Origin of the sequence: Paenibacillus sp. MMS20-IR301 (assembly GCF_032302195.1) — a bacterium.
Taxonomy (GTDB): Bacteria; Bacillota; Bacilli; order Paenibacillales; family Paenibacillaceae; genus Paenibacillus_AQ.
Genome location: NZ_CP135275.1, coordinates 5556562 through 5580591, shown reverse-complemented (window position 1 = coordinate 5580591; position 24030 = coordinate 5556562). Strand labels below are relative to the sequence as shown.

The 24030-nt window shown below is 52.6% G+C and carries 19 protein-coding genes and 1 tRNA gene; 8 read left to right on the top strand and 12 right to left on the bottom strand.

The genetic code is table 11. The annotated features are described in order from the left end of the window. The first annotated feature begins 109 nt into the window (after positions 1-109). Entirely contained in the window at positions 110-1006 is an 897-nt protein-coding gene (locus LOS79_RS23750) for a GNAT family N-acetyltransferase (RefSeq protein ID WP_315412834.1), read from the top strand. A gap of 74 nt (positions 1007-1080) precedes the next feature. Further along, entirely contained in the window at positions 1081-1986 is a 906-nt protein-coding gene (locus LOS79_RS23745) for a helix-turn-helix domain-containing protein (protein WP_315412833.1), read from the top strand. 59 nt (positions 1987-2045) lie between these two features. Here LOS79_RS23745 and LOS79_RS23740 read toward each other — a convergent pair whose 3' ends face one another. Both LOS79_RS23740 and LOS79_RS23735 read right to left on the bottom strand, forming a co-directional pair. Continuing rightward, positions 2046-3827, bottom strand: a complete 1782-nt coding sequence (locus LOS79_RS23740; RefSeq protein WP_315412831.1) for a helix-turn-helix domain-containing protein — start codon at positions 3825-3827, stop codon at positions 2046-2048. Between the two features lie 149 nt (positions 3828-3976). Beyond that, entirely contained in the window at positions 3977-5008 is a 1032-nt protein-coding gene (locus LOS79_RS23735; RefSeq protein ID WP_315412829.1) for a DUF4037 domain-containing protein, read from the bottom strand. 428 nt (positions 5009-5436) lie between these two features. On the opposite strand from LOS79_RS23735, the gene LOS79_RS23730 reads away from it, so the two are divergent. Together LOS79_RS23730 and LOS79_RS23725 are read left to right on the top strand one after the other, a co-directional pair. After that, positions 5437-5520: transfer RNA gene (locus LOS79_RS23730), tRNA-Leu, on the top strand. A gap of 101 nt (positions 5521-5621) precedes the next feature. Then, on the top strand, positions 5622-7010 hold the full coding sequence (locus LOS79_RS23725; protein WP_315412828.1) for an MATE family efflux transporter: 1389 nt from the start codon (positions 5622-5624) through the stop codon (positions 7008-7010). A gap of 106 nt (positions 7011-7116) precedes the next feature. Here LOS79_RS23725 and LOS79_RS23720 read toward each other — a convergent pair whose 3' ends face one another. After that, positions 7117-8403: a Gfo/Idh/MocA family protein gene (locus tag LOS79_RS23720; protein ID WP_315412826.1), complete on the bottom strand. Its 1287-nt coding sequence runs from the start codon at positions 8401-8403 to the stop codon at positions 7117-7119. A gap of 121 nt (positions 8404-8524) precedes the next feature. Here LOS79_RS23720 and LOS79_RS23715 point away from each other — a divergent pair, with 121 nt between their 5' ends. The 3 genes from LOS79_RS23715 (at position 8525) to LOS79_RS23705 (ending at position 10801) form a co-directional block, all read left to right on the top strand. After that, positions 8525-9346 (top strand): AraC family transcriptional regulator, encoded by an 822-nt coding sequence (locus LOS79_RS23715; RefSeq protein WP_315412824.1) that lies wholly within the window; start codon positions 8525-8527, stop codon positions 9344-9346. Between the two features lie 154 nt (positions 9347-9500). Next, on the top strand, positions 9501-9926 hold the full coding sequence (locus LOS79_RS23710; RefSeq protein WP_315412823.1) for an HIT family protein: 426 nt from the start codon (positions 9501-9503) through the stop codon (positions 9924-9926). A 158-nt stretch (positions 9927-10084) separates the two neighbouring features. Then, on the top strand, positions 10085-10801 hold the full coding sequence (locus tag LOS79_RS23705) for a coiled-coil domain-containing protein (RefSeq protein WP_315412822.1): 717 nt from the start codon (positions 10085-10087) through the stop codon (positions 10799-10801). Positions 10802-11247: 446 nt separating this feature from the next. Here LOS79_RS23705 and LOS79_RS23700 read toward each other — a convergent pair whose 3' ends face one another. From LOS79_RS23700 to udk, 8 genes are all read right to left on the bottom strand, one after another. After that, positions 11248-12657, bottom strand: coding sequence for a transposase (locus LOS79_RS23700; protein WP_315411930.1), 1410 nt, complete (start codon positions 12655-12657; stop codon positions 11248-11250). A gap of 749 nt (positions 12658-13406) precedes the next feature. Further along, positions 13407-14714: a 6-phospho-beta-glucosidase gene (locus tag LOS79_RS23695; RefSeq protein ID WP_315412820.1), complete on the bottom strand. Its 1308-nt coding sequence runs from the start codon at positions 14712-14714 to the stop codon at positions 13407-13409. 6 nt (positions 14715-14720) lie between these two features. Continuing rightward, complete coding sequence (locus LOS79_RS23690; protein WP_315412818.1) at positions 14721-15716, bottom strand: N-acetylglucosamine kinase; 996 nt, start codon at positions 15714-15716, stop codon at positions 14721-14723. A gap of 84 nt (positions 15717-15800) precedes the next feature. After that, on the bottom strand, positions 15801-16790 hold the full coding sequence (locus tag LOS79_RS23685) for a LacI family DNA-binding transcriptional regulator (RefSeq protein ID WP_315412817.1): 990 nt from the start codon (positions 16788-16790) through the stop codon (positions 15801-15803). Positions 16791-16887: 97 nt separating this feature from the next. Next, entirely contained in the window at positions 16888-18276 is a 1389-nt protein-coding gene (locus LOS79_RS23680) for an ABC transporter substrate-binding protein (protein ID WP_315412816.1), read from the bottom strand. Positions 18277-18324: 48 nt separating this feature from the next. Continuing rightward, positions 18325-19203, bottom strand: a complete 879-nt coding sequence (locus LOS79_RS23675; protein ID WP_315412814.1) for a carbohydrate ABC transporter permease — start codon at positions 19201-19203, stop codon at positions 18325-18327. Then, positions 19200-20057: a carbohydrate ABC transporter permease gene (locus LOS79_RS23670; protein WP_397386809.1), complete on the bottom strand. Its 858-nt coding sequence runs from the start codon at positions 20055-20057 to the stop codon at positions 19200-19202. The genes LOS79_RS23675 and LOS79_RS23670 overlap by 4 nt, the downstream gene beginning before the upstream one ends. A 592-nt stretch (positions 20058-20649) precedes the next feature. Continuing rightward, complete coding sequence (gene udk, locus LOS79_RS23665; RefSeq protein WP_315412810.1) at positions 20650-21279, bottom strand: uridine kinase; 630 nt, start codon at positions 21277-21279, stop codon at positions 20650-20652. Positions 21280-21473: 194 nt separating this feature from the next. Here udk and LOS79_RS23660 point away from each other — a divergent pair, with 194 nt between their 5' ends. Then, complete coding sequence (locus tag LOS79_RS23660; protein ID WP_315412809.1) at positions 21474-22565, top strand: threonine aldolase family protein; 1092 nt, start codon at positions 21474-21476, stop codon at positions 22563-22565. Positions 22566-22567: 2 nt separating this feature from the next. On the opposite strand, the gene LOS79_RS23655 is transcribed toward LOS79_RS23660, so the two are convergent. Continuing rightward, on the bottom strand, positions 22568-23893 hold the full coding sequence (locus LOS79_RS23655; RefSeq protein WP_315412807.1) for a glycosyltransferase family 2 protein: 1326 nt from the start codon (positions 23891-23893) through the stop codon (positions 22568-22570). Positions 23894-24030 lie beyond the last annotated feature (137 nt).

Sequence of the window (24030 nt, the reverse complement as noted above, 5' to 3'; positions counted from 1 at the left end):
GCGAATATGGACTGGACTCACCCAAATCTTAGAATGAAGTTTCCAGGATTCTATCTTAATATTAATATTATGGATGTTGCTAAGCATCTGATAGAGAGGAGAGTTAAGGATGACAGCAGGGACAAGAGAGCATCTGGCCGCATTTATTCATACGTGCAATACAAGCGGACAGAAATGCGGTTATACGGGCAGTACGCTGGAGGATATTATCCATGATCTGAGTGAGGGGCTGGAAGAATCAAGCTTTGTACTCTATGAAGGAGAGCAGATTGCCGGTGCGGTGATCCTGGATCAATATGAGGTAGGGGGAGGTCAGCAGGATGTAGAGGTATGGGGCCCGTATTATTCGGATCATCCGAAGGCTAATCTTGAGCCCATGTTCCTGCATCTGGCCGGGAAGGCCGAAGCGGAAGATATCCGGTATTTTCATTTATTCATTAGCGCTGACAATACTTTGCTTCTTGAATATGCTGCCCGTTACCGGACGGAGAAAGTAAACACCCATTATCACTATTCTGCGGATACGGCAGAGCAGCTTCACTGCCAGGAACGTATTGAGCTTGAAGTCTTACCGCTGAACGGTTCCGGGACAGAGTGGCTGCAGCCGCTGACCGAATTACATAACCAGGGATTTCCGGGAGCCGTGTTCACTCCGGAGGATATTGAAGATGAGCTCGGCGGCAGCGGGACTGGCGAATATGAGATTTTTGCTGTGCTGCAGGAGAACATTTTCACCGGGTATATGATTATCAGAAGAAATGCACTGACCGGCGTTCTTCATTTGGAATACATCTGCCTTGCCCCTGAAGCGAGAAGCCGGGGATTCGGCAGGCAGCTGATTCATGATCTGGCCGCTAAGTACCGGCCGCTGGGGTATACGAGGCTTGAGCTGGTAGTCAGCGGCGGCAATACAGAGGCCATCCGCTTCTATGACACTAACGGTTTCCGCCGGGACAGTGTAATGAAGCATGTGATCATCAGCGGCGGGATGGAGCTGGACCGGTAGCGTCAGTGCAAGCCGGATCAAATATGCCGCAATGCTCTTTGCTATGATTCTTATTGAAAGGAGGGCAAACTTCAATGTACGAATGGAACGAGATGGTTCAGCTTATGATTGACTGGATTGAAGCTGATCCCGGGGCGTCACCTACGCTGCTGAAGATGTCGGAGCAGCTTGGCTACTCGCCGTATTACTGCACCAGGCAGTTTCATGCTTTGACCGGGATGACGCTGCGTGATTATACCTGCCAGCGCAGAATCGGGCGGGCGGCTCTGGAGCTCAGGGACACCGATACACGGATTCTGGATATAGCCGTGAAGTACGGCTTCTCCTCGCAGGAGGCGTTCTCGCGGGCTTTTCACAGAGCCTTCAAGCTGACTCCGCATGCCTACCGCAAAGCACCCAGGCCCATTCCGCTGGCCATTCGTGCTGAAGTGTTCTCTCCTTATCACTATCTGATCAGGGAGCGGGATACAATGAGACAGGTGCATTTGCAGGAAGCGGAGATCAAGCTGGAGTATATACCGGCGCATAAATTTATCGGCATCCGGGACATTAATTCGGATAACTACGGCCAGTTCTGGGAGAACGGGCATGACTGTGACGAAGTCTCCGGAACGCTGGAGAGTATGTCGCACCATACCCTTCCCGGACAGCTGGGTCAGACGGCAGGCTGGTTCTATCAGGATGGGCGCAAGGGTTATCTGTACGGCATCCCTGTTGCGGCAGATTATGAAGGATCGGTTCCGGAAGGGATGGAATGCCGCGATGTGCCGGAGTCGGAGTACCTGGTCTTTTTTCATCCGCCATTTAACTACTTGCAGGACAACGGGCAGGTGATGAGCACCGTGGAGCAGGTAGCCTGGAGCTTTGATCCGGCCGCTATGGGATATGCCTGGGATGAAGAAGTGAAACAGGATTACCAGCGCCACTTCCCCGAGGGTTACGGGTATGCCGTCCTGCGGCCAGTACGCAAAATAGATTAGTTCAGGCTTGAGCCTAAACAAGGAGAAGCGCGGGGCGCTTCTCCTTGGATCGTTTCAGTTCAATTCTGCCCGGGCCCCAAGTCTAGCACGGACCGGGCCAGGGTATCACCCAATTCCTCCAGCGAGGCCACCAGCGTCAGCAGCTCCGCCTGTTTCTCACGGTGTGCGGCTGTCCAGCTCTGCCTTGGTGAACCGCTTGCGTCAATGGCCAAGCCAGCGTAGAACTCTTCCAGCAGTGCAGCCATCTTCCCGTACAGCCCAGCCATCTCCGCTATAGCGCCTGCTCCGGGGGAAGCCTGCAGCAGGGGCAGGGACTCTGTCAGGTAGGCAGCCGCAGACCGCCGGGCATCCGCCAGCGCCATCATGCAAAAGCGGTTGACCTCAAGCCTGCGGCTATAGGCCGCATCGTCTGCTGCTGCATACCATTTGTGATCGAGCAGTCCTTCCCTCCAGGACTCGAGGGCGCTGTAGCCGACCTTGTAAGAGCCGCTGTCTGCCGTCCGCATCGAATCCAGCTTGAGCCGGAGGGAGGCGTAGAGATTATCCAGCGCAGACGGAGCTTCTGCCAGTTCGCCAAGCCGGATGAGCTTATAAGGCCAATGGTCTACAAACAGATACCCCATGGAGACTGCCATATCTGCTTGAAATTCCGGGTCATCCTTAAGCTCCTTGAAGGTCTCATCGTCAAAATAGCTCCGGCAGAGCAGCGTCCGGCCATCTTCCAGGTAGCCTGTGATTACTCCCCATTCAGGAGCAACCCTGAGATTAATGGCTACAGGCAGCCTGCCTGCGCGGAGGTCCTCCAGAATCTCCAGCTTCTCCGCTGCCCGCTGCTGCGGTTCCAGCCGCTCCGCCCGGCTGGCGTGTATTCCGTAAGCCCTGCAGGCCGGTACGGAGTAGTCATAGGCAACCAGGGCATCAGCCGAGCTGTAATCCCACACCGGTTCGAAAGCTACTCTCCAGCATGCGCCTGAATTCCCCATAACCCTGTTGTAGGTAGTGTCTATACCGCTGGCCGTGAGTGCCAGCATCATAGCGCCTGCCCAGGAGCAGTCCATGCCCCGGCCAAACCCCAGACGGCTGATCCCCTCTATGATGTGCTGCTGGTCGGCGGCATTACGCTGGTACAATCGGCTGCGGTCCGGGCTGTAGTGGAGCCGCTCCCCTTCTGCACAGCTGACCGCATGGATGCCTTCGGCATTCAGATAGACGAGCAGCAGGTAATCGTTGCCGTCATTGCCGATCAGGCTGGGGAACAGCTCGTGGCTGGCGGTTAGAAACTTCCACTGAAAATGCTCATAATGCTTCAGCTTGTTCAGAACGCTGCGGCCCGCCCGTTCATTGCCGTACGTTGCATAGAGAATGCGCAGCGCCTTGTCTTCTGCGGTATACCCGGCTGAATGAATATCCAGCGTAAGCTGCTGATCCTTCTCCACGTAAGCCGAATAGACCCCGGAAGGCGTCTCATAGGTGACCAGCAGCAGCTTCATGCGGTCGCTGGTCAAAGGTTGAGGGAAGGTCTGATCTCCGACGCTTAAGCTCAGCCGGTTGCCTGTAACAAACTGATTCACGAATTGGGTAACATCCAGCTCTGACTGGCCGTCTGTATACACTGCGGACAGTACCACAAGCTCCTGCGGCAGCAGAATGCTGTCGATCGAGTGGCCCAGGGCAGCGGAGAGCCGGGGAAGTGTGGCGGTCTCCGGCAGCGATTTGCCGTTCTCCCATTTGGAGACCGCCTGGGCGCTGACCTCAAGCTTTTCTGCTAACTGCTCCTGTGACAAGCCTTTCGCTTTGCGGAGGGTGGCGATCCGTTTGCCGGTTGTTTCGCTACTGACCATATAAAGTACAACTCCTATAATGGATTTCGACGTCGTAAGTCTATTATAATCCGTATGCCGTGAATAACCATTTACTGGAGTATGAATCGGGAGAATAAAAATCAACCGGAGGTTGAGCGCTTTGTTCCGTAGGCCGGAAGCGGAAGCGGTTAAAGTGCTCTATGCTGCCTGATCTCAATTGAAAGCTGCTTCACGATAGCCGCGTGCCAGGAATACAGATCCTCCGGATTAAGACCAAGCAGCTTTTCTTTATCTGTTATGATGTAATCCTGCTGTACGGAAGTGAAGCGGATGAACGGTTCACCCGACAGAACGGAGAGGCTCATGCGCTTCGTCCATTCATGGACAGGGAGCGGCCTCTCTTCTTCCACCAGCAGCTTCAGCAGATCATAGAAGGTTACATGCATCACGTTCAGGTTATACTCCGGGCGTTCCATGCTGATGATGTAGGCGTCTACCTCCTCCCAGATACGTTCAATAGCAGCTTGTCTTGTAATCAGGCTCTGCCGGGAGAAGTCACCTGTATCCATGATCCCAAGAAGACAGGCCTCCCAGTCCGGCGGAGTCCAGGCCAGGGTTCTGCTGAGATGAATAAGCCATTTCTCATGCGGGACATACTCACGGTTAGCGAGGAATAGAGCTTCGATTAACCGGGCTGCGGCCAGATTCAGCATGGCATGGCCCTGCACGTAATCCCCCCTGTGAATCCAGATATCACCGGCAAGCCGGAAATGCCACCAGCACTGGAATAAAGGCCCTTCAGCCTGAAGCCGCCGGGGCGGGGCGGCTAGCTTTGCATCAATCAGCGCGGCAATTCTTCCGCTCGGGTCATGCAGAATTGCGGCATAAGATAAATCCCAGAGCGCCACGCCTTCCCAGTGCTTCTGCTCCTCCTCGTCCAGACTTACTGCCTTGATGTCATACAGATAATCGCCAATCCTTGTAATGCCGAGGGGGAGGGAGGATTGCCCGCCCGACCACAGCAGATAGCTGGAGGGATTCAGGTAGAATACAAGATCAATCTCGGACAGATCATCCCCGTAGCCCCGGGATAATCCGCCGTTCAGCGTAATGCCGCAGACGCCTTCCAGTGCCGCGAAGCTGTCCAGCCTGCTGCTGATTTCATGCTGAAACGCGTCAATCCGGTTCCTGCTTGTCAGGTTAACATAGGGTCTTGCCATTCGAATCACCTCATTAATAGAATGTGTAACCCTGTCGTTTCCGCAGCGGAGCAACACAAAAAACCGCAGATATACTCTGCGGCCCCGTAGGAAGATAGAGAAGACAGCCGGAAGAGTACAATAAAATCACATTTCTGCAAAGCGGCAACGCAAAATCACCTGCCGTTATGACAGGTTTGCCAGCTTGCACAAACTAATGATTTTATTCTAACTCTCCGCGTTAGATGACCCCTTGAATGACCGGGTATCCATCTAACCGAAACGGCAGTCCGCCCTTCTTGATGGAAATGATAAGGTTACTTCATCAATATAAAGCTGTATATACGATCTTCCTATGATAAATATCTTGCCCAAGAAAAAATAAAAAAACTATTGCCCTTCGCGTGAAATCATGATATATTAATTCTTGCGTTGCAATGAATCATCTTGCGGTCGTGGCGGAATTGGCAGACGCGCACGGTTCAGGTCCGTGTGGTAGCAATACCGTGGAGGTTCGAGTCCTCTCGACCGCATACTTATCTTTATATGCAGTGCACAGCGAAAGCTCTTCTCCCTGAAGAGCCTTTTTTGTTTTGTGAACTTAAAAGTCAAACATAAGAGAAGTGAATTTGTAATGGAGCCCAGCAGTACTATGAAACCCGGCCAGCGCTTTCTCGCAAAGCATTTTTCCGGAGAGTCGATTGATTATCGTCAGATGATAGCATTATTCCTCCCGCTGCTAGTGGATCAGGCCTTTGTGGTCGGGCTGAATCTCGTCAATACCGCGATGATCAGCTCCTCCGGGGTAGCCGCCATCAGTGCGGTGAATATGATAGATTCGCTGAATATCTTTCTGATCAGTGTGTTCATCGCGGTGTCTACAGGAGGAACGGTTGTCGTCGCCCAGTATAAGGGCAGCGGCAATGAGCTTATGGTGTCCAAGGCGACTGCGGGAGCAGTGTCCTCTGTTTCCTTGATGGCCTTTGTAATCGGGCTGTTCGGAATCGTGTTTCATGGTCCGCTGCTGCATCTGCTGTTCGGTGCGGCTTCACCGGAGGTTATGGGGTATGCACGGACGTATCTGATCGGCAGCAGCTTATCGTATCTCGGGATTGCTGTGATGGAGGCGGTATGTGGTGCGCTGCGCGGGATCGGCCGGACGAGGGTATCGCTGATGCTGTCATTGATTATGAATTTCTCTTATGTGCTGCTGAATTTCCTCTTCATTAACGGGTTGCACATGGGTGTCTTCGGCATGACAATAGCAATTAATATATCCAGATATCTTGCAGCAGCCTGTTCCCTGGTATATCTGTTCCGGATGGACAGCAGCCTGCATGTGAAATTGCGTGATTTGCTGGTGCTGAACTGGACGATGCTGAAGCGGATTATGTCTATCGGCCTGCCATTTGCAGCGGAGCAGATGTTTTTCAACGGCGGGAAAATCCTGACCCAAATCTTCATCGTCAGCCTGGGGACTTATGCTATTGCCACCAACGCGATCACCTCCTCACTGGCCGGTGTGATGCAGATTCCTGCGAATGCGCTGTCTCTGACCCTGATTACGGTAGTCGGACAATGCATGGGCAGCCGGAATATTAAAGATGCGCGTAAATTCGTCAAATCATTCCTGTGGCTGTCCTCGGCTTCCTTTGTGCTGATGGCGCTGCTTATTTTCCCGATATATAATCCCTTGGTTGCCCTGTTCCATCCGCCGCAGGAGATTCTCCGGGATATCTTCATTGTCTTTCTGATTAACTCGCTGGCACAGATCCCGTTATGGTCAATCAGCTTTATTACCCCTTCGGCGCTTAGAGCGGCGGGTGATTCCAAATACACCTCCATGGTATCGATGCTGTCGATGTGGCTGTTCCGTGTGGTGCTCGGATATGTCCTCGGTATTGTACTGCATATGGGCATCATCGGGGTATGGCTGGCAATGAACTGTGAATGGGGTGTGCGCGGATTTATCTTCTTCCGGCGGTTCCTCGGGGACAAATGGGTGCAGCATAAGGTAATATAACGGAATTATAATAGAATTATCTATCTAAAATAAATAAAGAACCCGTCATCCGGCGTTTATGCGGAAGGCGGGTTCTTTAATATGCTGTATGGACTGCAGGGGCTGGTTAGCCCTGCCAGATATCGTCGACCTTCACCGGCAGGCCGGTGCGGATGGAACGGTTGGCCGCGATGCCGGTCATAATGGACATGGCGCCATCCTTGTGTGAGGCGGCACGGTTGAAGCGGTCCTCCTGCTTTTTATCGAAAATATCGCTGAGCAGTACCGGATCGCCGCCGCCGTGGCCGCCGGTGCCGCTCTCGAACTCTACGCGGTAAGGCTCCTTAAAGTGCGGATAGATCATAATGCTGACGCCTTCCAGCGCGCCTTCGTTCTCTTTTTTGCCGCCGGAATTGACGTAAGACTGCTCTGTAATACGCACCTCCATCCGGCCCTCGGTACCGTTGAAGACAATAATGAAGCCTTCCCACGGCATATAAGCGTTCAGGGAGTAGTTCATCACGGCCTTATTCTTATATTTGACCATTACATTCATCGTATCCTCGATGCTGATATTGTCGCCGAACACACTCTGGTCACGCTGGTAGCCGTCTTCATGCTCTGCATCCAGATACATGCTCTTCAGATGCTCATTGCGGTCGAGATGCAGCGCGAAGGGATCGTTCTCGGCAGCCTTGCTGCCGTAAGCACGCTGGTAGAATTCGGTGATGCCGCGTTTCTCGGCATTCTCCTTGCCGTAGAAGCGCAGGTCGCCCATCGCGAATACGGTATCCGGCTGGGAAGCGAGCCAGAAGTTCATCAGGTCGAAGTGATGCGTCGACTTGTGCACCAGCAGACCGCCGCTGTTGCGCTTGTCGCGGTGCCATCTGCGGAAGTAATCCGCCCCGTGCTGGGTGTTCAGCAGCCATTCGAAATTAACGGAGATGATCTCGCCGAGCACGCCGTCCATGATCACTTCACGGATCTTCGTGTTGTGCGGGGCATAGCGGTAATTGAAGGTGACACGCAGGTTTTTGCCGGTACGTTCAATGGCATCGAAGATCTCCCGGCATTTCTCTTCGTCGATCGTCATCGGCTTCTCGGAAATGACATCACAGCCCAGCTCCATCGCACGGATAATGTACTTGTGGTGGGTGCGGTCGATGGTGGTCACGAGTACAAAGTCAGGCTTCGTTTCGGTGATCATCCGGTCGAACTCTTCTGCTTTGTAGGTAGGAATCTCGTGATAGCCGAATTTCTCGACCAGCATATGATTGGCGAAATTCATCCGTGTCTGATTGACGTCGCAGAAGGCCACCAGCTCGGAGGTTTCGTTGTAATCGGTAACAAGTGCGCCGTAGAAAAATTCAGCCCGGCCGCCGGTGCCGATGAGGGCGTATTTCTTTTTGGACAAGAGGATCACTCCATTTACTTGGATTTGATTCTATTTTATAGTATAGGAAATGCAGGAAGTGAACGAAATTTAGTCCAATGAGCAGAAAACTATGCATATCTTATCCTTGGAGGCGTGCAGGATGGAACCATTCTTTCAGATCGAGCAGCTCCGGCGGAGCGGCAATTTCAATATGGATACAGACCATTTCCATGATTTCTATGAAATCTATTATTTGCTTTCGGGAGAGCGGCACTATTATATCCGCAACCGGATCTATGCGCTGCAGGCGGGGGATCTGGTCTTCATTAACAAAAATCAGCTGCACCGCACCTCCAGCCGAAACCGTTCGCGCCATGAGCGGATTCTCGTGAGCTTCGATGATCTCTTTCTGAAGCCTGCGGCGGATGGGCTGGCACTGGGCTGGGCTGATCTGTTTCAGGGCGAGAGCTTCCTGCTCCGCCCCACCGCTCACGAGCAGGGTGAGATTGCCGACCTGCTCCAGGCGATGCTGCGTGAGCAGCGGGAGGAGGGGCTGTGGAGCAAGCCGTATTTGCAGACACTGCTCACGCAGCTGCTCATCCGGTTGGAGCGGATGCGTAAGGCGAAGCCTGCGGCCCTGGCTCCCGAGCAGAGCGAGGGGCAGCGCCGGGTGTACGGAATTATTGAATATCTGGATATGCATTACGGGGAGAAGCTGAGCCTCAGCGGGATCGCGGAGCATTTCTTCATTAGTTCCACTTATCTGTGCCGGATATTTAAGCAAACGACGGGCTTTACGATTATTGAGTATCTGAATTACGTCCGTGTCCGGGAGACTAAGGTGCTGCTGCAGGAAACAGACTGGCCGATGACCCGGATTGCGGCGCAGACGGGCTTTGACAGCATTGCGCACTTCGGGAGGGTGTTCAAAGGAATTACGGGCCGCGCCCCGCTGCAGTACCGCAAGCAGCACCAGGAATGAGCGGGGCGCGTGTAAGGATGTGAGCAGCGCGTGCTAAATTTTTTTATCAGGCCGGGTGTAACCGTTTTAATAGTTGGCGGCGGATTTATGGAGCAGTATAAAGCTTGTATCAAGCGAATGTGCTGTAAACCACAGAGGAAAGGATTGTGTTGGTATGGAGAAGAATCAGGAGTGCATGTATTGTATGGAGGACGAGCGGCGGGACAACCTGATGCTGGAAATATGCGAATTGGGGGTTTCGACGGTCTTTCTGTTTAAAGAGCAGACGTATAAAGGAAGATGCAATGTGGTCTACCGCGGTCACGTAAAAGAATTGTTCGAGCTTAGTGCGGACGATTTATCCGCATTCATGAAGGATGTTGCGCAAGTAGCGGCAGCGATGAATACCGTGTTCGGTCCTGACAAGCTGAACTACGGGGCTTACGGAGACAAGCTGCATCATCTGCATATGCATATTGTTCCGAAGTATGACGGGCAGGCGGACTTTGGCTCCACCTTCCAGATGAACCCGGGCCAGACTTATTTGACGGACGGCGAATATCAGGAGCTGATTGGGAAGATTAAAGCGCAGCTGCAGTAGCTTTCAACTAAGCTGTACCCCGTTATTGTATCTTCTATAATCAAACATTTTGTGGCAGAATACACCAAAAACTTAGGATAAAATTACATTTTTTCTATCCACGGCTATGGCGCTGTCTTATAATGGAAGAGTCGAAAATACAATTACTGGGGTGCTTTATGAAAAGGAAAACTGGTGGCCTGCTGGCCGCTGCTGTTCTGCTGGCGGTCATGATCGCCGGATGTTCATCCGGGAATTCAGCTGCTCCTGGAGAAGACACTGAGAAGCTGAAGACGGAGATCAGCAAGCTGCAGCAGGAGAATGCATTTCTGAAGGCGGAGAATGAGAGGCTGCGGACATTGGCTGCAACTGTACCTGTGACTGCAGAGGAAGCGGGCGGGGTGAAGCTCGCAGGTGAAGCGGGCAGCGGGAATGCCGCAGCTTCCGGGGACGGAGAACCGGCTATTGTCAAAGGCACGCCGCTTGTAGTCGAAGGCATTGGCGAGTACACCATTACCAGCACCTCTTTCGGCAAGAAGATCATGCCGTCCAATCCGGGCTCGTTCTATACATACTATGAAGCTAAAGAACCGGGGACAACCTATCTGGCCATTACTTTGAAAGTGAAGAATCTGGGCGGTGAAGCTGTAGATGCTGACGCTATAGCAGATGTCGAAGTGAAGTATGACAACAAATACGAGTACAGCACCTTCTCCGCACTGGAAGAGAACGGCGGTGAGGACTTTACCTATACGAGCATTTCGGAGATCGAGCCGCTTAAGAACGGAACGCTGGTCTTCCTGGCTGAGGTTCCTGATGAAGTAGAGACCGGCGGCAAGCCGCTCTATGCCAGTGTCAAAATTGAAGGCGAAACCTACCGTTATAACATTCGCTAATATAACGCACAAGAGACTGGACCATCCGCAGAAGCAGGCTGCTGCGGATGAGGGGCAGTCTCTTTTTTTAAAAATAAGGCGTTGTATTCACACATGTTTATCCTTAGAAACAATAGGACAGGAGGAGCTGGTTTCAGATATTGTACAGAGGATTTATCAGGGAAGTAAGCGGAATTATAGAAGGTTTTGATAAATTTGGACCTATGATCTTGAGCTTCAGAATAATGAGGGAGTAACCAAAATTCATTCTATTGTACTCTGTACAGTAGATCACAGTAAAATCAGCCTGAAAATAGAATCTATTGTATTTTGTACACTCGTTTTCTGGAGTTTTGGCATTTTAAGCTCATTTCCCCGAAAAGTATTGTACGAAAGAGTCAATTTCATAATTCAGTTTGCTGAATAGCAAGACTGGGCCAAAAGCTGAGTTTGTTTTTTAAAAAAAGTTAGGCCACTTGCTGGGAGTTACTCAACTGCTTGTTCAACTTGTCTAGCGCAAACTTACTCAAATTGTAGGCCAATGTGCTGAGCTGGAAATCGACACTTGCCCGGACGCCGCGGTGACGTGTGCGTTTCATCCCAAAATACTCTTTGAGGTAGGCAAAAACACGTTCTACAGCCGTTCGTTTGTTATACAGTTGCGTAAAGCTCTCGCTCCCTCTTGCTGGGTAAGCGTGCTTTCGCAAATCGGTTTGAATTCGGATCTTAAACACTTTTTGGCAGCCGGATTCGGAAAATGGACAGTCTTTACACTGGTTCGGCCTGGTGTAACGCAGCGTTTCGTATTTGGCATCGAAACTGTCGTAACGGTAGGCGTGTCCCTGCGAGCACACAGGGGTGTAATCCTGGTTCATCCCCTCGGGCGGTTTTTTGTGGTGAATCATTTTAATAATAGGAAAAGCGCCTAAGGAATGAATCAACTGGTAAATGGCTGAACTGTCATACCCTTTGTCGCCCAAGATATGCTTTACGTTTAGCGAAGGGAACTTCAGAAGCAGGCCTTTGAGGAGAACAACCGCCATACGCTGGTCATTGGGATTCGCTGAACTCCATAAGCCACTAACAATATATTGACTGTCCGTATCAACCAGCAGATTTGCCTTGAACCCGTAATAACTGGTGAGTCGCCCCTTCGTATTTTTCTTGTCACAACGTGCGGCATGCCGGGGCAGCGCGGCCAACAGTTCGTCATAGGTGTAAGGCAACATTGCTTCAATGGTTTTCTGAAACGGTCCGAGGCTTTGTTCATAAGCTTCTTGTTCCTCCCGTCGGCATTCTCGTTCTGCATGCGATGGACGTCCACGCTTGGCGTAGGCAGGTTTCTTCGGTGGCCCGTTCACTACGGTGGGCTTCGGCTCCGGGAGTTCAAACTGGAGCTGCGGCTCTGCCACCGAAGCCTCACTTGGCTTTGGTGGACGGCGAGCGGCGCGGCGTTTCGCCGCAGCTTCGCTGAATTGGCAATCCCAAGCCTCCACAATAGAGGAATCCACGGCGAGATGTGTACCGCTAACAAACCCTTCCTCTAGGGCAGACAGGACCAACGAATCCTGCAGGTTCTCGAGCATTCCGGTTTGCTCTAGCGCATGAATCAAACGGGAATACGAGGCTTCACTCGGGATATTGTCGGAGCCGGTAAATCGGCACTGCGCCCGAAACTCTTCACTGTGCAAAAGACGCCAGACCAGAGAAGAAATAAACTCGATGTTCTCCATTTTGGCGATGAGCAATGAATAGATCATCGCAGGTACATTCAGTTTTTCGGGTCGGCCACGGTTACTCTTTTTCCGGAGGGTGTGCAGCACCTTGGAGAGATCTAAGTGCTCAAAAATATGGTTGTATTTATCTTCGGGGTTCATCTGGAACAATTCCTTAAAGGAAAACAGTTCTTCTTGTCGAATTGAATAGATAGGGATTACCTCTTTTCGTTCTCGGGTGGGTTTCGTCGCCTATAAATTCGAGAATGTGGGGAGGTACTCCTTTTTCTATGCTCAACAAAACCAGATATAGCAAGGGTTTTGAATTATGAAATTGACTCCGAAATACAACAGAATAGATTATTCGGCCGTTTAGCAAAGAATCTAGTGTATACAATACAACTGCTGCTTTCAATGAACAAGGTTCGCGTAACGATCTGTGGAGTTCAACTTAATTTGTTTTAATGGAGATGTGGTGATTAGTGCTATCTATTTTAAATATGCTTATTTTCTATATAATTGTAGTGCCTATATCTGTGTTTCTTCATGAAATGGGCCATGCCTTCGCTGCTTTATGTTTAACCAAAAAGGTTGTATTTGTTAGGCTCATTCTTTGAAAATTTAGTTTTTGCTGTTGGTGTATTCAACATTATTAACTTCTGCATAACATTAATTCCAACAGTTTATTCAGTTGGTCCTTATTCTGGTCGTCCATCTGATGGTTATCGAATTCTTGAAGTTTTGGGGAAAAGGCAGAATAACTTGTGACATTTAAACGCAGAAAGACTGCACTAATCCATAGCGGTGTTCTACGGATCGGACAGTCTTCATACGTGCCTAAGGGAAAGAGAAATAAGTGAAAGATATGAATTTGCGTTTGGTTGCTTAATTAAGGAAGCAGAGGTCGCCTCCTAGCTGAAAAAGGCCGGCAGATACTCCTTATTCGCCTCCAGCATCTCGTCCAGCATGGCGATGGCCACCTCAACGGATGGAACCAGCGGATGATGGGCAAGCGCCTGAAGCGCAAGGCTCCGGTCCCCGGTGACAGCAGCATCAATGGCAAGCTGCTCATAGGTTTTAACCGCGTGAATCAGCCCTTTGGCCATCGGCGGAATCTTGGTCAGCGGCAGCGGCAGCGGGCCGGTTCTGGTGATCACACAGTTGACCTCGATGCTGGCATCCTCCGGCAGGAACTCCAGAATGCCGCGGTTCGCTACATTGACGGTCTGGATGTCATTTGTGCCATTGTACAATGAGCGCATCAGGTTAACCGCAGCTTCGGAATAGAAGGCGCCTCCGCGCTGCTCGAGCTGCTTCGGCTTCTCACTCAGCTCCAGGTTGCCGTAGATGTCAAACAGCTCTTCTTCCACACGCTTGACCACCTCCGCGCGGTTCTCGCCCCTCCGGACTGCCTCCAGCTGCTCTTCCAGCATCGCATCGGTCATGTAGAAATACTTAAGATAATAAGAAGGCAGGGCACGGAGGGATTGCAGGAATTCGGGGTTCCATTCCCGGGCCGGAACATTCTTTGCGCTGTAGCCGGCGGTGTCCGCGAGCATCTCATCCAGCTTGTCCTCACCCTCCACATCAATCCGGGTGATCCAGTGCAGATGGTTAAGGCCGACGAACTCGGCATAGATCCGGTCCGGTGCGGCATTATATTTGGCCGATACCTGTTTGATTAGTCCAATAGGGGCGTTGCAGAGGCCGATGCTCTTCACCTTGGAATACCGCAGCACTGCTTCAGTAACCATGCCCGCGGGGTTGGTGAAGTTAAGCAGCCAGGCGTCCGGAGCCAGCTCCTCGATATCCCGGCAGATGCCCAGGATGACGGGGATGGTGCGCAGTGCCTTCAGCATGCCGCCGGGGCCGGTTGTCTCCTGGCCGATTACGCCGTACTTCACCGGAATCGACTCGTCCCGGGCGCGCGCATCCAGCATGCCGACACGGATCTGGGTGCTGACGAAGTCCGCGCCGGCAATGGCTGCGCGGCGGTCAGTGGTAAGATGCACTTCGATAGGCAGGCCGGATTTCTCCACCATCCGTTTGGCCAGGGCGCCGACGATATTCAGCTTGCGCAGGCCGGGCTCGATATCTGCAAGCCACAGCTCGCGGACCGGAAGCTCCTTGTAATGCAGGATGAAACCTTCCACGAGTTCCGGTGTATAGGAAGAACCTCCGCCGATTACAGCGATTTTGAGACCTTGCTTAGCTGTCAAGATAACTCACTCCTGTCTTGTGGTGGTCGGGATGTGTTCGAATTCCTGATAGGTGCGCATCTGCCCATAAATGTCATTGCTTATCGTGATGCCGTCACTCTCAAGCGCGGACCAGAGTGCACCGACTACAGGCTCGGTGGACAAAGTAACAATGGCAGCACCTGGTGCTGCTTCGATTACAGCCTGCCTGATAGGGCTGGTGATCCAGCCCTGGTCTCCCCGGGTCAGCAGGCTTCCGGCGAGAACTACGTCAAATACCTCCTGCTCCATATCCAGCCTGTGGATTACAGCTGAGGCTGACTTGCCGAGCTCCATCCCCTGGCGGTGCAGGATGGCGAGAGCGGCGGCATCGCCTTCCGCTGCTGCCGGGAACAGCAGCCGGGCGGCATCCAGCGGGACCCCCTTGCCGTGGTCAAGGAAGTCATTGTACATGTCCTCCACCTGTTCATAGCCGAGCAGCTCCAGCAGCGGTGCAGTAAGCAGTGTGGCTGCTTCCCGGCCGTCCCAGGCGCGGATGACGGTACGGAATACCTCGACATTCAGCGCACCGCCGCCGCCGAAATCGCCGTACATATAATCAAAGCCGCCGCACTGGTAGTGCCGGCCCTGACGGTTGCGCCCGGCGGCGTTCGTGCCGGTGCCGCAGATCAGGGCAACCCCGTAAGGGCGGTCCGTTCCCGCCCGCAGGCCAATCATTGTATCGCCGTTGATCGTATACCTTGTGAACCCGATGCCCTGTATCATCGGATGAAGGATGTCATAATCGGTCTTGCGGTCAGCCCCGGCAAGACCCAGATAGGTATGCCGGACCTGGTCCAGCCGGAGTCCGGATTCAGCCAGTGCAGCAGATGCAGCTTCGCGGATGCTGAAGGCCGCCTGCTCTGCTCCAGTCTGATGATTGCCGTTGCCGCTCCGGCCTTTACCGAGAATATGGCCGTGTTCATCGCTTAGCAGGGCGTAGGTCTTGCTGCCGCCCGCATCGATGCCTAAGTAATAAGCCAATGTTTGTCACTCCTAAAGTTTGGTGAGCAGAGCCTCATTGAAATCTCATCTTGAACAAAACTGCTTGGAAAGCATACGCTTAGTTTAAGATGTCTTCGTAGATTCGCGGACAATCAGCTCCGGGTCAATCCGGATGCCTGCACCGCGTTTCATCTCGCCGCTTAACCTGCGCAGCAGCATATCGGCAGCGGCGAGCCCGATCTTGTCCGCCGGCTGGCTTAAGGTAGTCAGATGCGGGCGGAGCTGGGAAGCGATGTAGTGGTCGTCGTAACCGACTACGGCTACTTCTTCCGGTACCCGGACCCCTGCTTCCATCAGGGCATTAATTACCCCGAGAGCGATATTGTCATCTCCGGCGAATACAGCTGTCGGCAGCTTGCCCTCCTGCAGCCAGCGCTTCGCAGTGGTATAGCCGGCATTGATCTCGAAATCGCCGGGCACGACTTGGAACGGGGTGATCCCTTGCTCCTGCAGTGCCTGCAGGAAGCCTGTCCGGCGCTCCCGGGTACTGCGGAACATCTCGCTTCCGCTCAGATGGGCAATGGAGGTGTGCCCCAGCTCCAGCAGATGGCTGGCGGCGGTATACCCGCCCTTGAAGTTGTTAACGGTAATTGAGTAGCTGTCATTCTCGGGCTGCTGATTGTCAATCAGCACATAAGGAATGCCCCGGCGCTTGAGCTCCATAATATAATTATCCTCTTCCATCGGCGAGAGCAGAATCAATCCGTCTACCCGGTCCTCCTGGATCAGGTAATGATGCTCATCAGAACCGATGCCTGTGGAGATGGAGATGGCCAGGAAATAGCCGTGCAGCGCCAGAATCTCATTCAGTTCTTTGACTACTGCATCGAAGAAGGAATCCTGGAGGGTGGTTACAATCAGGCCGATAATGCCGGTCTTGCCGCTGGCCAGGCTGCGGGCGGCGGCATTCGGGCGGTAATCGAGCTCTTTGATCGCGGCGAGCACCTTCTGGCGGTTGTTCTCCCGTACAGACCCGGCATTATTGATTACCCGGGATACGGTAACTACGGATAACCCGGATTTTTTGGCTACATCCAAAATACTCACTTTCATTAGGGGCGCTCCTCGCTGCAGATTTTCCGTTGCGTTCACTATCTTCAGTATACAGGGAGCGCCGGAGTTGCGCTAAACGTATAATGGTCTAATCTGTTTATCTTGCGATAATCTCGGTAACCTTCTTCTGAATAACCGGCATAACCTCTTCAAGCGTCTTATGCCCGGTCTCCACAGGCTGCAGCTCATTGATGAACATATCGTTAATCTGCGAGTAGTTGGTGATCAGATGGTTATAGGATTCATAGCCGTATTTCACCGCACCCTCATAGACCTTTTTCACATCCGCCGGATCGATTCCGTCAAAATGCTTGTAATAGGCCTCAGCCGCTTCCGTATTCACCGGCGGATTCCCGCCGCTCAGCTCGATCGATTTCTCCTGAATCTCGGTGGTCAGCAAATATTTGATCCACTCAAATGCTTCCTTCGGATGCTTCGAATCTTTCAGAATCAGCAGCGGATCGACGAACAGCGTGCTGCGCACCTGCTCATTACCGCCCCAAGGTACTGCGGCTACGCCGATTTTGAACGGAAAGTCATTGGCTCCGGCCAGGTTCCAAGAACCGCCGATGGACATGCCGATTTTGCCTGCGACGAACGGATCGCCGTTTTGTCCGGCCACGCTTTTACTCCACTCGCTGGTCGGGGATACCTTATCCTTGAATACAAGGTCGAACAGCTTCTGGTAAGCGGCAATAACCTCGGGGGAATCGAAATAGGTCTCCGAAGGCACGCCGCCGTTAGTCCAGGTATCCGCAGAGTAGGGCTCAGCTCCGAAATACAGCGGCCGCATATCACGCTCAGCCCAGGTAAAGTCAACGCCGTACTGGGTTTTGGCAATATCGTCCGAGACGTTGGTCAGTTTCTTGGCATCCTCCACCATCTGGTCGAAGGTCCAGCTCTTATCCTCATAATCACTTGGCGGATAGGCGACACCGGCGGCATCGAACATATCCTTATTGTAGAGCATCAGTGTGACATACATATTGACCGGAATGCCGTAGGTATGGCCGTTTACGGTATAGATATTCATCAGGTTGCCGGGGATATGGTAGTCCTCCGCCTTGAACCCGTCTTCCTTAATCAGGTCAGTCAGATCAAGCAGCATGCCTTTGTTATAATATTCGGCGAAACCGCCGTAACCGTAGTGGCTCGTGACATCCGGAGAATTACCGCCGGCAATCAGCGTCTGCAGCTTGCTGTCGAACTGCTCATACGGAGCTTTCTCCACCTTAACCTTGATGCCCGGATGCTGCTTCTCGAAATCAGGTATCAGCTTCTCGATGAAAGCCCGGTCCTCCGAATCAATCGTATAGTGGGAGATCGTCACCTGCTCCCCGGAGCCGCCGTTGCCCCCTGCTCCGCTGTTCCCCGCTGCCACATTGCCCGCTGATTTGCCGCCGCTGCAGCCCGATAATGCTGCCATTACGGTCAGTGCAGTAATAAGCGCCACTGCCGGCCGCTTGCTCTTCATACTCTTGTTCATTGTTCAATCCCTCCATAATCTCAAGTATTGTAATTTGAACGTACTTGGTTACTTGATGCCGGTCAGTACAATGCCTTCCACGAACTGCTTCTGGGCAATGGCGAACAGGGTGACAATCGGGACCATAGCCAGCACAGAGGCAACCATCAGCAGATGCCACGGCGGAATACGGAACCGTGATGAAGTGAGCGAGGCCATGCCGACCGGCAGGGTGAATTTCTCGGATGAGCTCAGGTAGAGCACCGGCGTCAGCAGATCATTCCAGCTGTAGATAAAAGCGAAGATTGCGACCGTCGCCAGCGCCGGTGCGGACAGCGGAAGCGCAATGGTCCGCCACATCCGCAGCTCGCCGCAGCCGTCGATCCTTCCGGCATCGAACAGCTCCTCGGGCAGCGTGGAGAAGAACTGCCGCAGCAGGAAGATGTTATACGCCGAGCCGAAGAAGGCGGGTACAATCAGCGGCAGGAAGGTGTCGATCCACTGCATCTTGGAGAACAGTACAAACTGCGGAATCATGATTGCCGGATAAGGCAGCATCATGGTGCTCAGCAGCAGGATGAACCAGAAGCTGTTGCCGCGCCCGCGGTACCGGGCGAAGCCGTAAGCGACGAATGCCGAAGAGAGCAGGGTGCCGAATACGGAGAGTACAGCGATAATCAGGCTGTTCTTGTACAGCGTGCCGAATTGCAGCGTATCAAAAATCTCCGTATAGTTGCTCCAGGCCCAGCTCTCCGGCAGAAAGGTCGGCGGGAACTTCAGCATCTCCCGCTTAGATTTCAGCGAAGTCGAGACCATGAAGAACAGCGGCAGCAGCATAAGGAAGGTGGTAATGACCAGTGCAATGAAGCTGGCTATGGTGACGGGCTTCACTCTCCGGTGCGGGCGGGAAGCTGGAGAGAGCGGGCTGGTGGCCTTCACGGTACTCATCGGCGGCTGCCTCCTTCATAGTGAACGTAACGGTTAGACAGCTTCATAATGACCGCCGTGAACAGCATGACCACAAGCAGCAGGATCCAGGCTAGTGCGGAAGAATAGCCGGCGCGGTATTCCTTGAAGGCGCTTGTGTACAGATTGTAGACGTAGAACCAGGTGGAGTAATTGGGTCCGCCCTGGGTCATGACGAAGGCTTGGGTGAAGACCTGGAAGGAATCAATCAACCCCATAATCAGCTGGAACAGCAGCACCGGGGAGATCATCGGCAGCGTAATGTTCCAGAAGATGCGCAGCCGTCCTGCCCCGTCAAGCTTCGCGGCCTCGAGCAGGCTGGCCGGGACGCCTTGCAGGCCTGCCAGAAAGAGGATCATGCCGGAGCCCGCTGTCCAGAAGGACATGATGATCAGGGCGTACAGCGCGGTGTCGGGACTCATCAGCCAGGCCGGACCGGGAATGCCGAACCAGGAAAGCATATAGTTGAAGAGGCCGATCTGCGGGTTGAAAATCCAGTACCAGAGCAGTGACATGGCCACGCCGGAGACCATACTGGGGAAATACATCGCCGTCCGGAAGAATCCGCGCCAGGGAATGGCCTGATGCAGCAGCAGGGCGAAGCCGAGGCCGAGCAGCAGCTGCACCGGCACGCTGATGAAGGTATATTTCAGGGTGACTTTGACTGACCGCCAGAACAGCTCATTGTGGAACATCTCGTTGTAGTTGGCCAGACCGATGAACCTCGGCGGATGGATAATGTCATAATCGGTGAAGCTGTAGTATAGCGACGACAGGATGGGGTAGAGAGCGAAAATAAGGAAGCCGATTAGCCAAGGGGAAATAAACAGATACATGTAGAACGTCTGCCGCCGGGTCTCGCTCTTAATCACGAAATACCAGTCCACCTTCCTTTTTAAAAGTATAAACGCTTTAACTTTTAATGCAAATAAAAGTCACAAAATGCTGAAAAACGTACAATTATAAAAGACAAAGTTTAATCGCTTTAACTTTATAATCGCATTTCTTCATTAAGCATAGTAGATGAAAGAGGAATAATCAACAATTATTTTATTTATAAAGCGCTACCAGTAAAGAAATATGACAAATTGAATAAAAAAGCTGCTGAACACAAGCATTTTTCACTAAAATTAAAATTTTGCGTCATATAATATGACTTATGATGATATTTGTGAGTGTTAGTGTCTTCGTTAAGGACCAAGTGAGTAGAGCGGGCTGCCCCCGACTGGCTGAAAGAGGGGCACAAGTGCCCCTAAATAGGGCGAAAACGGCCCGACTGGTCCGCCTTGGAGGCACATAAAGAAGGCTGCCGATACGTTCTCGGCAGCCTGTCCGCCCGGCTAGCCGGGCGGCTTTTGTTCAAAGCTAAAAATGTATATGTTTCGGGGTGGGAATGTGTACAACTATGGTATCAGCAGAATGCCCTGCTTAGTCCCACTGCTGGTCACCTGACAAATATTTCTCGGTCAATACGGACAGCAGCTGGATGCCGACTTCATTCTGTCCGCCTTCCGGAATGATCAGGTCAGCGTATTTCTTGGATGGCTCGATGAAGGCCTCATGCATCGGCTTGACGGTGGTCAGGTATTGGGTGTGGATGGAACGGATCGTCCGGCCGCGCTCCTCAATATCCCGCAGCACCCGGCGGAGAATGCGTACATCCGGGTCGGTATCCACGAATACCTTGATGTTAAGCTGCTCACGCAGCTTCTCATCGGACAAGACGTGAAGTCCTTCAAGAATAACAATATTGTTCGGCGCAAGCTCAACAGTCCTATCGGTTGAACGTGCGTGAACGGTGAAATCATACACTGGAGCATAGGCGGCTTGTCCGGCTTTCAGACAATCCAGATGCTCTATCAGCAGTTCCGTGTCAAAGGCCAGCGGATGATCGTAGTTGATTGCGCCGCGTTCAGCCATGCTGAGGTAAGAATGGTCTTTATAGTAGTTATCCTGAGATATGAACGTTACTTTGTCTGAACCAAGACGCTCAATGACGGAGCGGGCTACTGTTGTTTTGCCGGAACCGGTCCCGCCGGCGATACCAATAATAAGCATGGTGTAATTATAAACCTCCCTAAGCAATTGCCTTTGCAATTCCAATATTGTAGCACAGCGCCCGACTTATTTCACCTTGCTTCAGGGGATATAACGTGAACTTTTTGATAAATCAAATATTTCTGTGGAAAATGCTATAATTTTAAATATTCGTCTAAATCGAGATTCAACAAGGAAGGGAGAAGATCAGCAGAATGAATGAACAGAATGTCTTACTGGAAGCCTTTAATAAGGCGCCGGTGAAGCTGGCAGGACACGGAAACAGAGACATAGCGGTACTCACAGAAGCGTTGTCTGAAGTGGAGGGCAGCCTGGCAAGTGATATGTATGGAGCGGGCCGGGTCATCGGGGAGTTCGAGGCCGAGATGGCCGCAGTGCTCGGCAAGGAAAGTGCCGTATTCTTCCCCAGCGGGACGATGGCGCAGCAGATTGCCCTGCGGATCTGGTGTGACCGCAAGGGCAGCAGACAGGTGGCGTATCACCCGCTCTGCCACCTGGAGATTCATGAGCAGGACGGACTTAAGGAGCTGCATCATCTTGAGCCGCTGCTGCTGGCGGACCCTAACCGGCTCATTACGCTGGAAGATGTGAAACAGATGGGAGCGGGGACCGCCTGCCTGCTGCTGGAGCTGCCGCAGCGGGAGATCGGCGGCCAGCTGCCGGAGTATGCTGAGCTGGAGGCGATTTCGGCCTATTGCCGTGAGCAGGGAATTATGCTCCACCTTGACGGAGCAAGATTGTTCGAGGTGCTGCCCTATTACGGTAAGACAGCAGCAGAGGTGTGTGAATTGTTCGACAGCGTGTATATCTCCTTCTATAAAGGTATCGGCGGCATTGCGGGAGCCATTCTGGCTGGAAGCCGGCAATTCACGGAGGAATCGAAGATCTGGAAACGCCGCCACGGCGGGGATCTGATCAGCCTCTATCCGTATATTCTTCCGGCTAAATATTATTACCGGCAGAGAATCGGCCGGATGGCCGGGTATTATGAGCAGGCCAAGGAGCTTGCTGCCTTATTCAACGGCTGTCATAAGGTATCTACTCTGCCGGAGGTGCCGGTCTCCAATATGTTCCATGTACATTTCGCCTTCTCCAGGGAGCAGCTTGCGCCGGTGCTGATCCGGGTTTATGAAGAGACGGGTATCGGGCTGACGGGGCGGCTCAAAGAAACCGGCGAAGCTTCGTGCTCATATGAGCTGAGTATCGGGGATCTCTACAGCGGGGTTTCCAGGCCTGTGCTGGAGGAGACCTTCCGTCTGCTTGATGCCCGGCTGAGGGAAATCTGACGTTACCGGTTCAACAATGCGCGCACAAAGGATACGCGGAGCAGCTGCTTTTTCATCAGCTTAGTGCGGAACTGACGCTTCAGCCTTGTGTACGCTTCAGGAGCGTGCATGCTTGCCCAGCTGTACATGAACTTGAAATCGGTGTGGCTCTGGGCAGAGTTCATCAGGTAATAAGAGATTGTATCGTATACATTATGGTTGAACCATTCCGACATTTCCGGCTTGCTGTAGCCATAGCGCTGGGTTGCCATATTACGGATATTACGCTTCTCTTCCAGGTTCTCAATCAGGAACGACTGGCTGAGATTGAAGGTGATATTATTTCCGTGAATCCGGTATACACCGGCAAGCGTATCGATAAATCCGGCATCCCCGGTCAAAAGTGCGCGCAGGTAGATGGAGGCATCGTTGACCATTTTCATATTTAGAATATCGATGCTCATCAGGGCCTCACGGCTGAACAGTGCGGTTAAGGTCGAGGCGGGCTTGGGATAACCCTGCTGCTCGAAGTTCATGAAGTAATCGTGTTTATCCGTGACGGGGTTTAGCCCCAGACTGGAGAGGGTGAGCTTCTGCGACCTGGAATACTCCAGGAACACATTAGCCGCCACAAAGGACAGCCCCGGATGGGTCTGGTGAGCCAGTACTGCCTTGGACAGATAGCTGCGGTCAATGAGATAGTCATCATCATCAAGGAAGAGGATGAACTGTCCGTCCCCGTGGGCAGCGAGCGCTTTACGGCGGTTATTGCCGGGTCCGCTGTTCACCCTATTCCGCATGAAAATCACACGCGGCTCCCCGCCGAAGGCTGATGCCATCATCTCCTCTGTACCGTCGCTGGAACAGTCGTCGATTACAGTAACTTCAACACGGGGGTAATCCTGCTGCAAAATGCTGTCCACCGCCTGCTTGAGGAAGGCCTGACGGTTGTAGGTAGTGATAATTACGCTGATCTTCGGGCAGGGGGAAGGGTCAGCGGTTGAAAGGATTTTCCCGGCATCAGCAAAATCATCCGCGGCCGCTCCCCCGCTGAGCGCACGCAGCCCAGGCATGAACCCTGCAAGCTCATTCACATTGATCTTATATTGCGTACTGGTATAGAACCGCAGTGCATCTTCGGATGCCCTGCCTGCCAGAAAGGCATCGAGCACTCCGGTTAACGTATCCAGCTGCTCCTTGATGGCCGCACCGGTGGTGCTGCTGATCTGCCTGCTCCTGCGTATAAGTTCTTCACGGGTCAGCCCCCCGGCAGGCGGATGATGAATATCATCACTCAGCTGATGCAGCAGCTGCCGCCCCGCCTCTTGCAAATCTCTGCTGTGATCCATATTCAGTCCTCCTTAAAGTTTTGTGAGCTGAACATCTTGACTCTTCTTCGTAACAAAACTGGCTTCGGAAGCATGGGCTTAGTTTTGTGAGCTGAGCTTCCTGAACATACTTCGTAACAAAACTGGCTTCGGAAGCG

What these genes read in the sequence shown, in the direction of transcription:
- LOS79_RS23750 (WP_315412834.1), top strand. Translation starts at nt 110, where the DNA reads ATGACAGCAGGGACAAGAGAGCATCTGGCCGCATTTATTCATACGTGC.
- LOS79_RS23745 (WP_315412833.1), top strand. Translation starts at nt 1,081, where the DNA reads ATGTACGAATGGAACGAGATGGTTCAGCTTATGATTGACTGGATTGAA.
- LOS79_RS23740 (WP_315412831.1), bottom strand. Translation starts at nt 3,827, where the DNA reads ATGGTCAGTAGCGAAACAACCGGCAAACGGATCGCCACCCTCCGCAAA.
- LOS79_RS23735 (WP_315412829.1), bottom strand. Translation starts at nt 5,008, where the DNA reads ATGGCAAGACCCTATGTTAACCTGACAAGCAGGAACCGGATTGACGCG.
- LOS79_RS23725 (WP_315412828.1), top strand. Translation starts at nt 5,622, where the DNA reads ATGGAGCCCAGCAGTACTATGAAACCCGGCCAGCGCTTTCTCGCAAAG.
- LOS79_RS23715 (WP_315412824.1), top strand. Translation starts at nt 8,525, where the DNA reads ATGGAACCATTCTTTCAGATCGAGCAGCTCCGGCGGAGCGGCAATTTC.
- LOS79_RS23710 (WP_315412823.1), top strand. Translation starts at nt 9,501, where the DNA reads ATGGAGAAGAATCAGGAGTGCATGTATTGTATGGAGGACGAGCGGCGG.
- LOS79_RS23705 (WP_315412822.1), top strand. Translation starts at nt 10,085, where the DNA reads ATGAAAAGGAAAACTGGTGGCCTGCTGGCCGCTGCTGTTCTGCTGGCG.
- LOS79_RS23700 (WP_315411930.1), bottom strand. Translation starts at nt 12,657, where the DNA reads ATGAACCCCGAAGATAAATACAACCATATTTTTGAGCACTTAGATCTC.
- LOS79_RS23685 (WP_315412817.1), bottom strand. Translation starts at nt 16,790, where the DNA reads ATGAAAGTGAGTATTTTGGATGTAGCCAAAAAATCCGGGTTATCCGTA.
- LOS79_RS23680 (WP_315412816.1), bottom strand. Translation starts at nt 18,276, where the DNA reads ATGAACAAGAGTATGAAGAGCAAGCGGCCGGCAGTGGCGCTTATTACT.
- LOS79_RS23675 (WP_315412814.1), bottom strand. Translation starts at nt 19,203, where the DNA reads ATGAGTACCGTGAAGGCCACCAGCCCGCTCTCTCCAGCTTCCCGCCCG.
- LOS79_RS23670 (WP_397386809.1), bottom strand. Translation starts at nt 20,057, where the DNA reads ATGTATCTGTTTATTTCCCCTTGGCTAATCGGCTTCCTTATTTTCGCT.
- udk (WP_315412810.1), bottom strand. Translation starts at nt 21,279, where the DNA reads ATGCTTATTATTGGTATCGCCGGCGGGACCGGTTCCGGCAAAACAACA.
- LOS79_RS23660 (WP_315412809.1), top strand. Translation starts at nt 21,474, where the DNA reads ATGAATGAACAGAATGTCTTACTGGAAGCCTTTAATAAGGCGCCGGTG.
- LOS79_RS23655 (WP_315412807.1), bottom strand. Translation starts at nt 23,893, where the DNA reads ATGGATCACAGCAGAGATTTGCAAGAGGCGGGGCGGCAGCTGCTGCAT.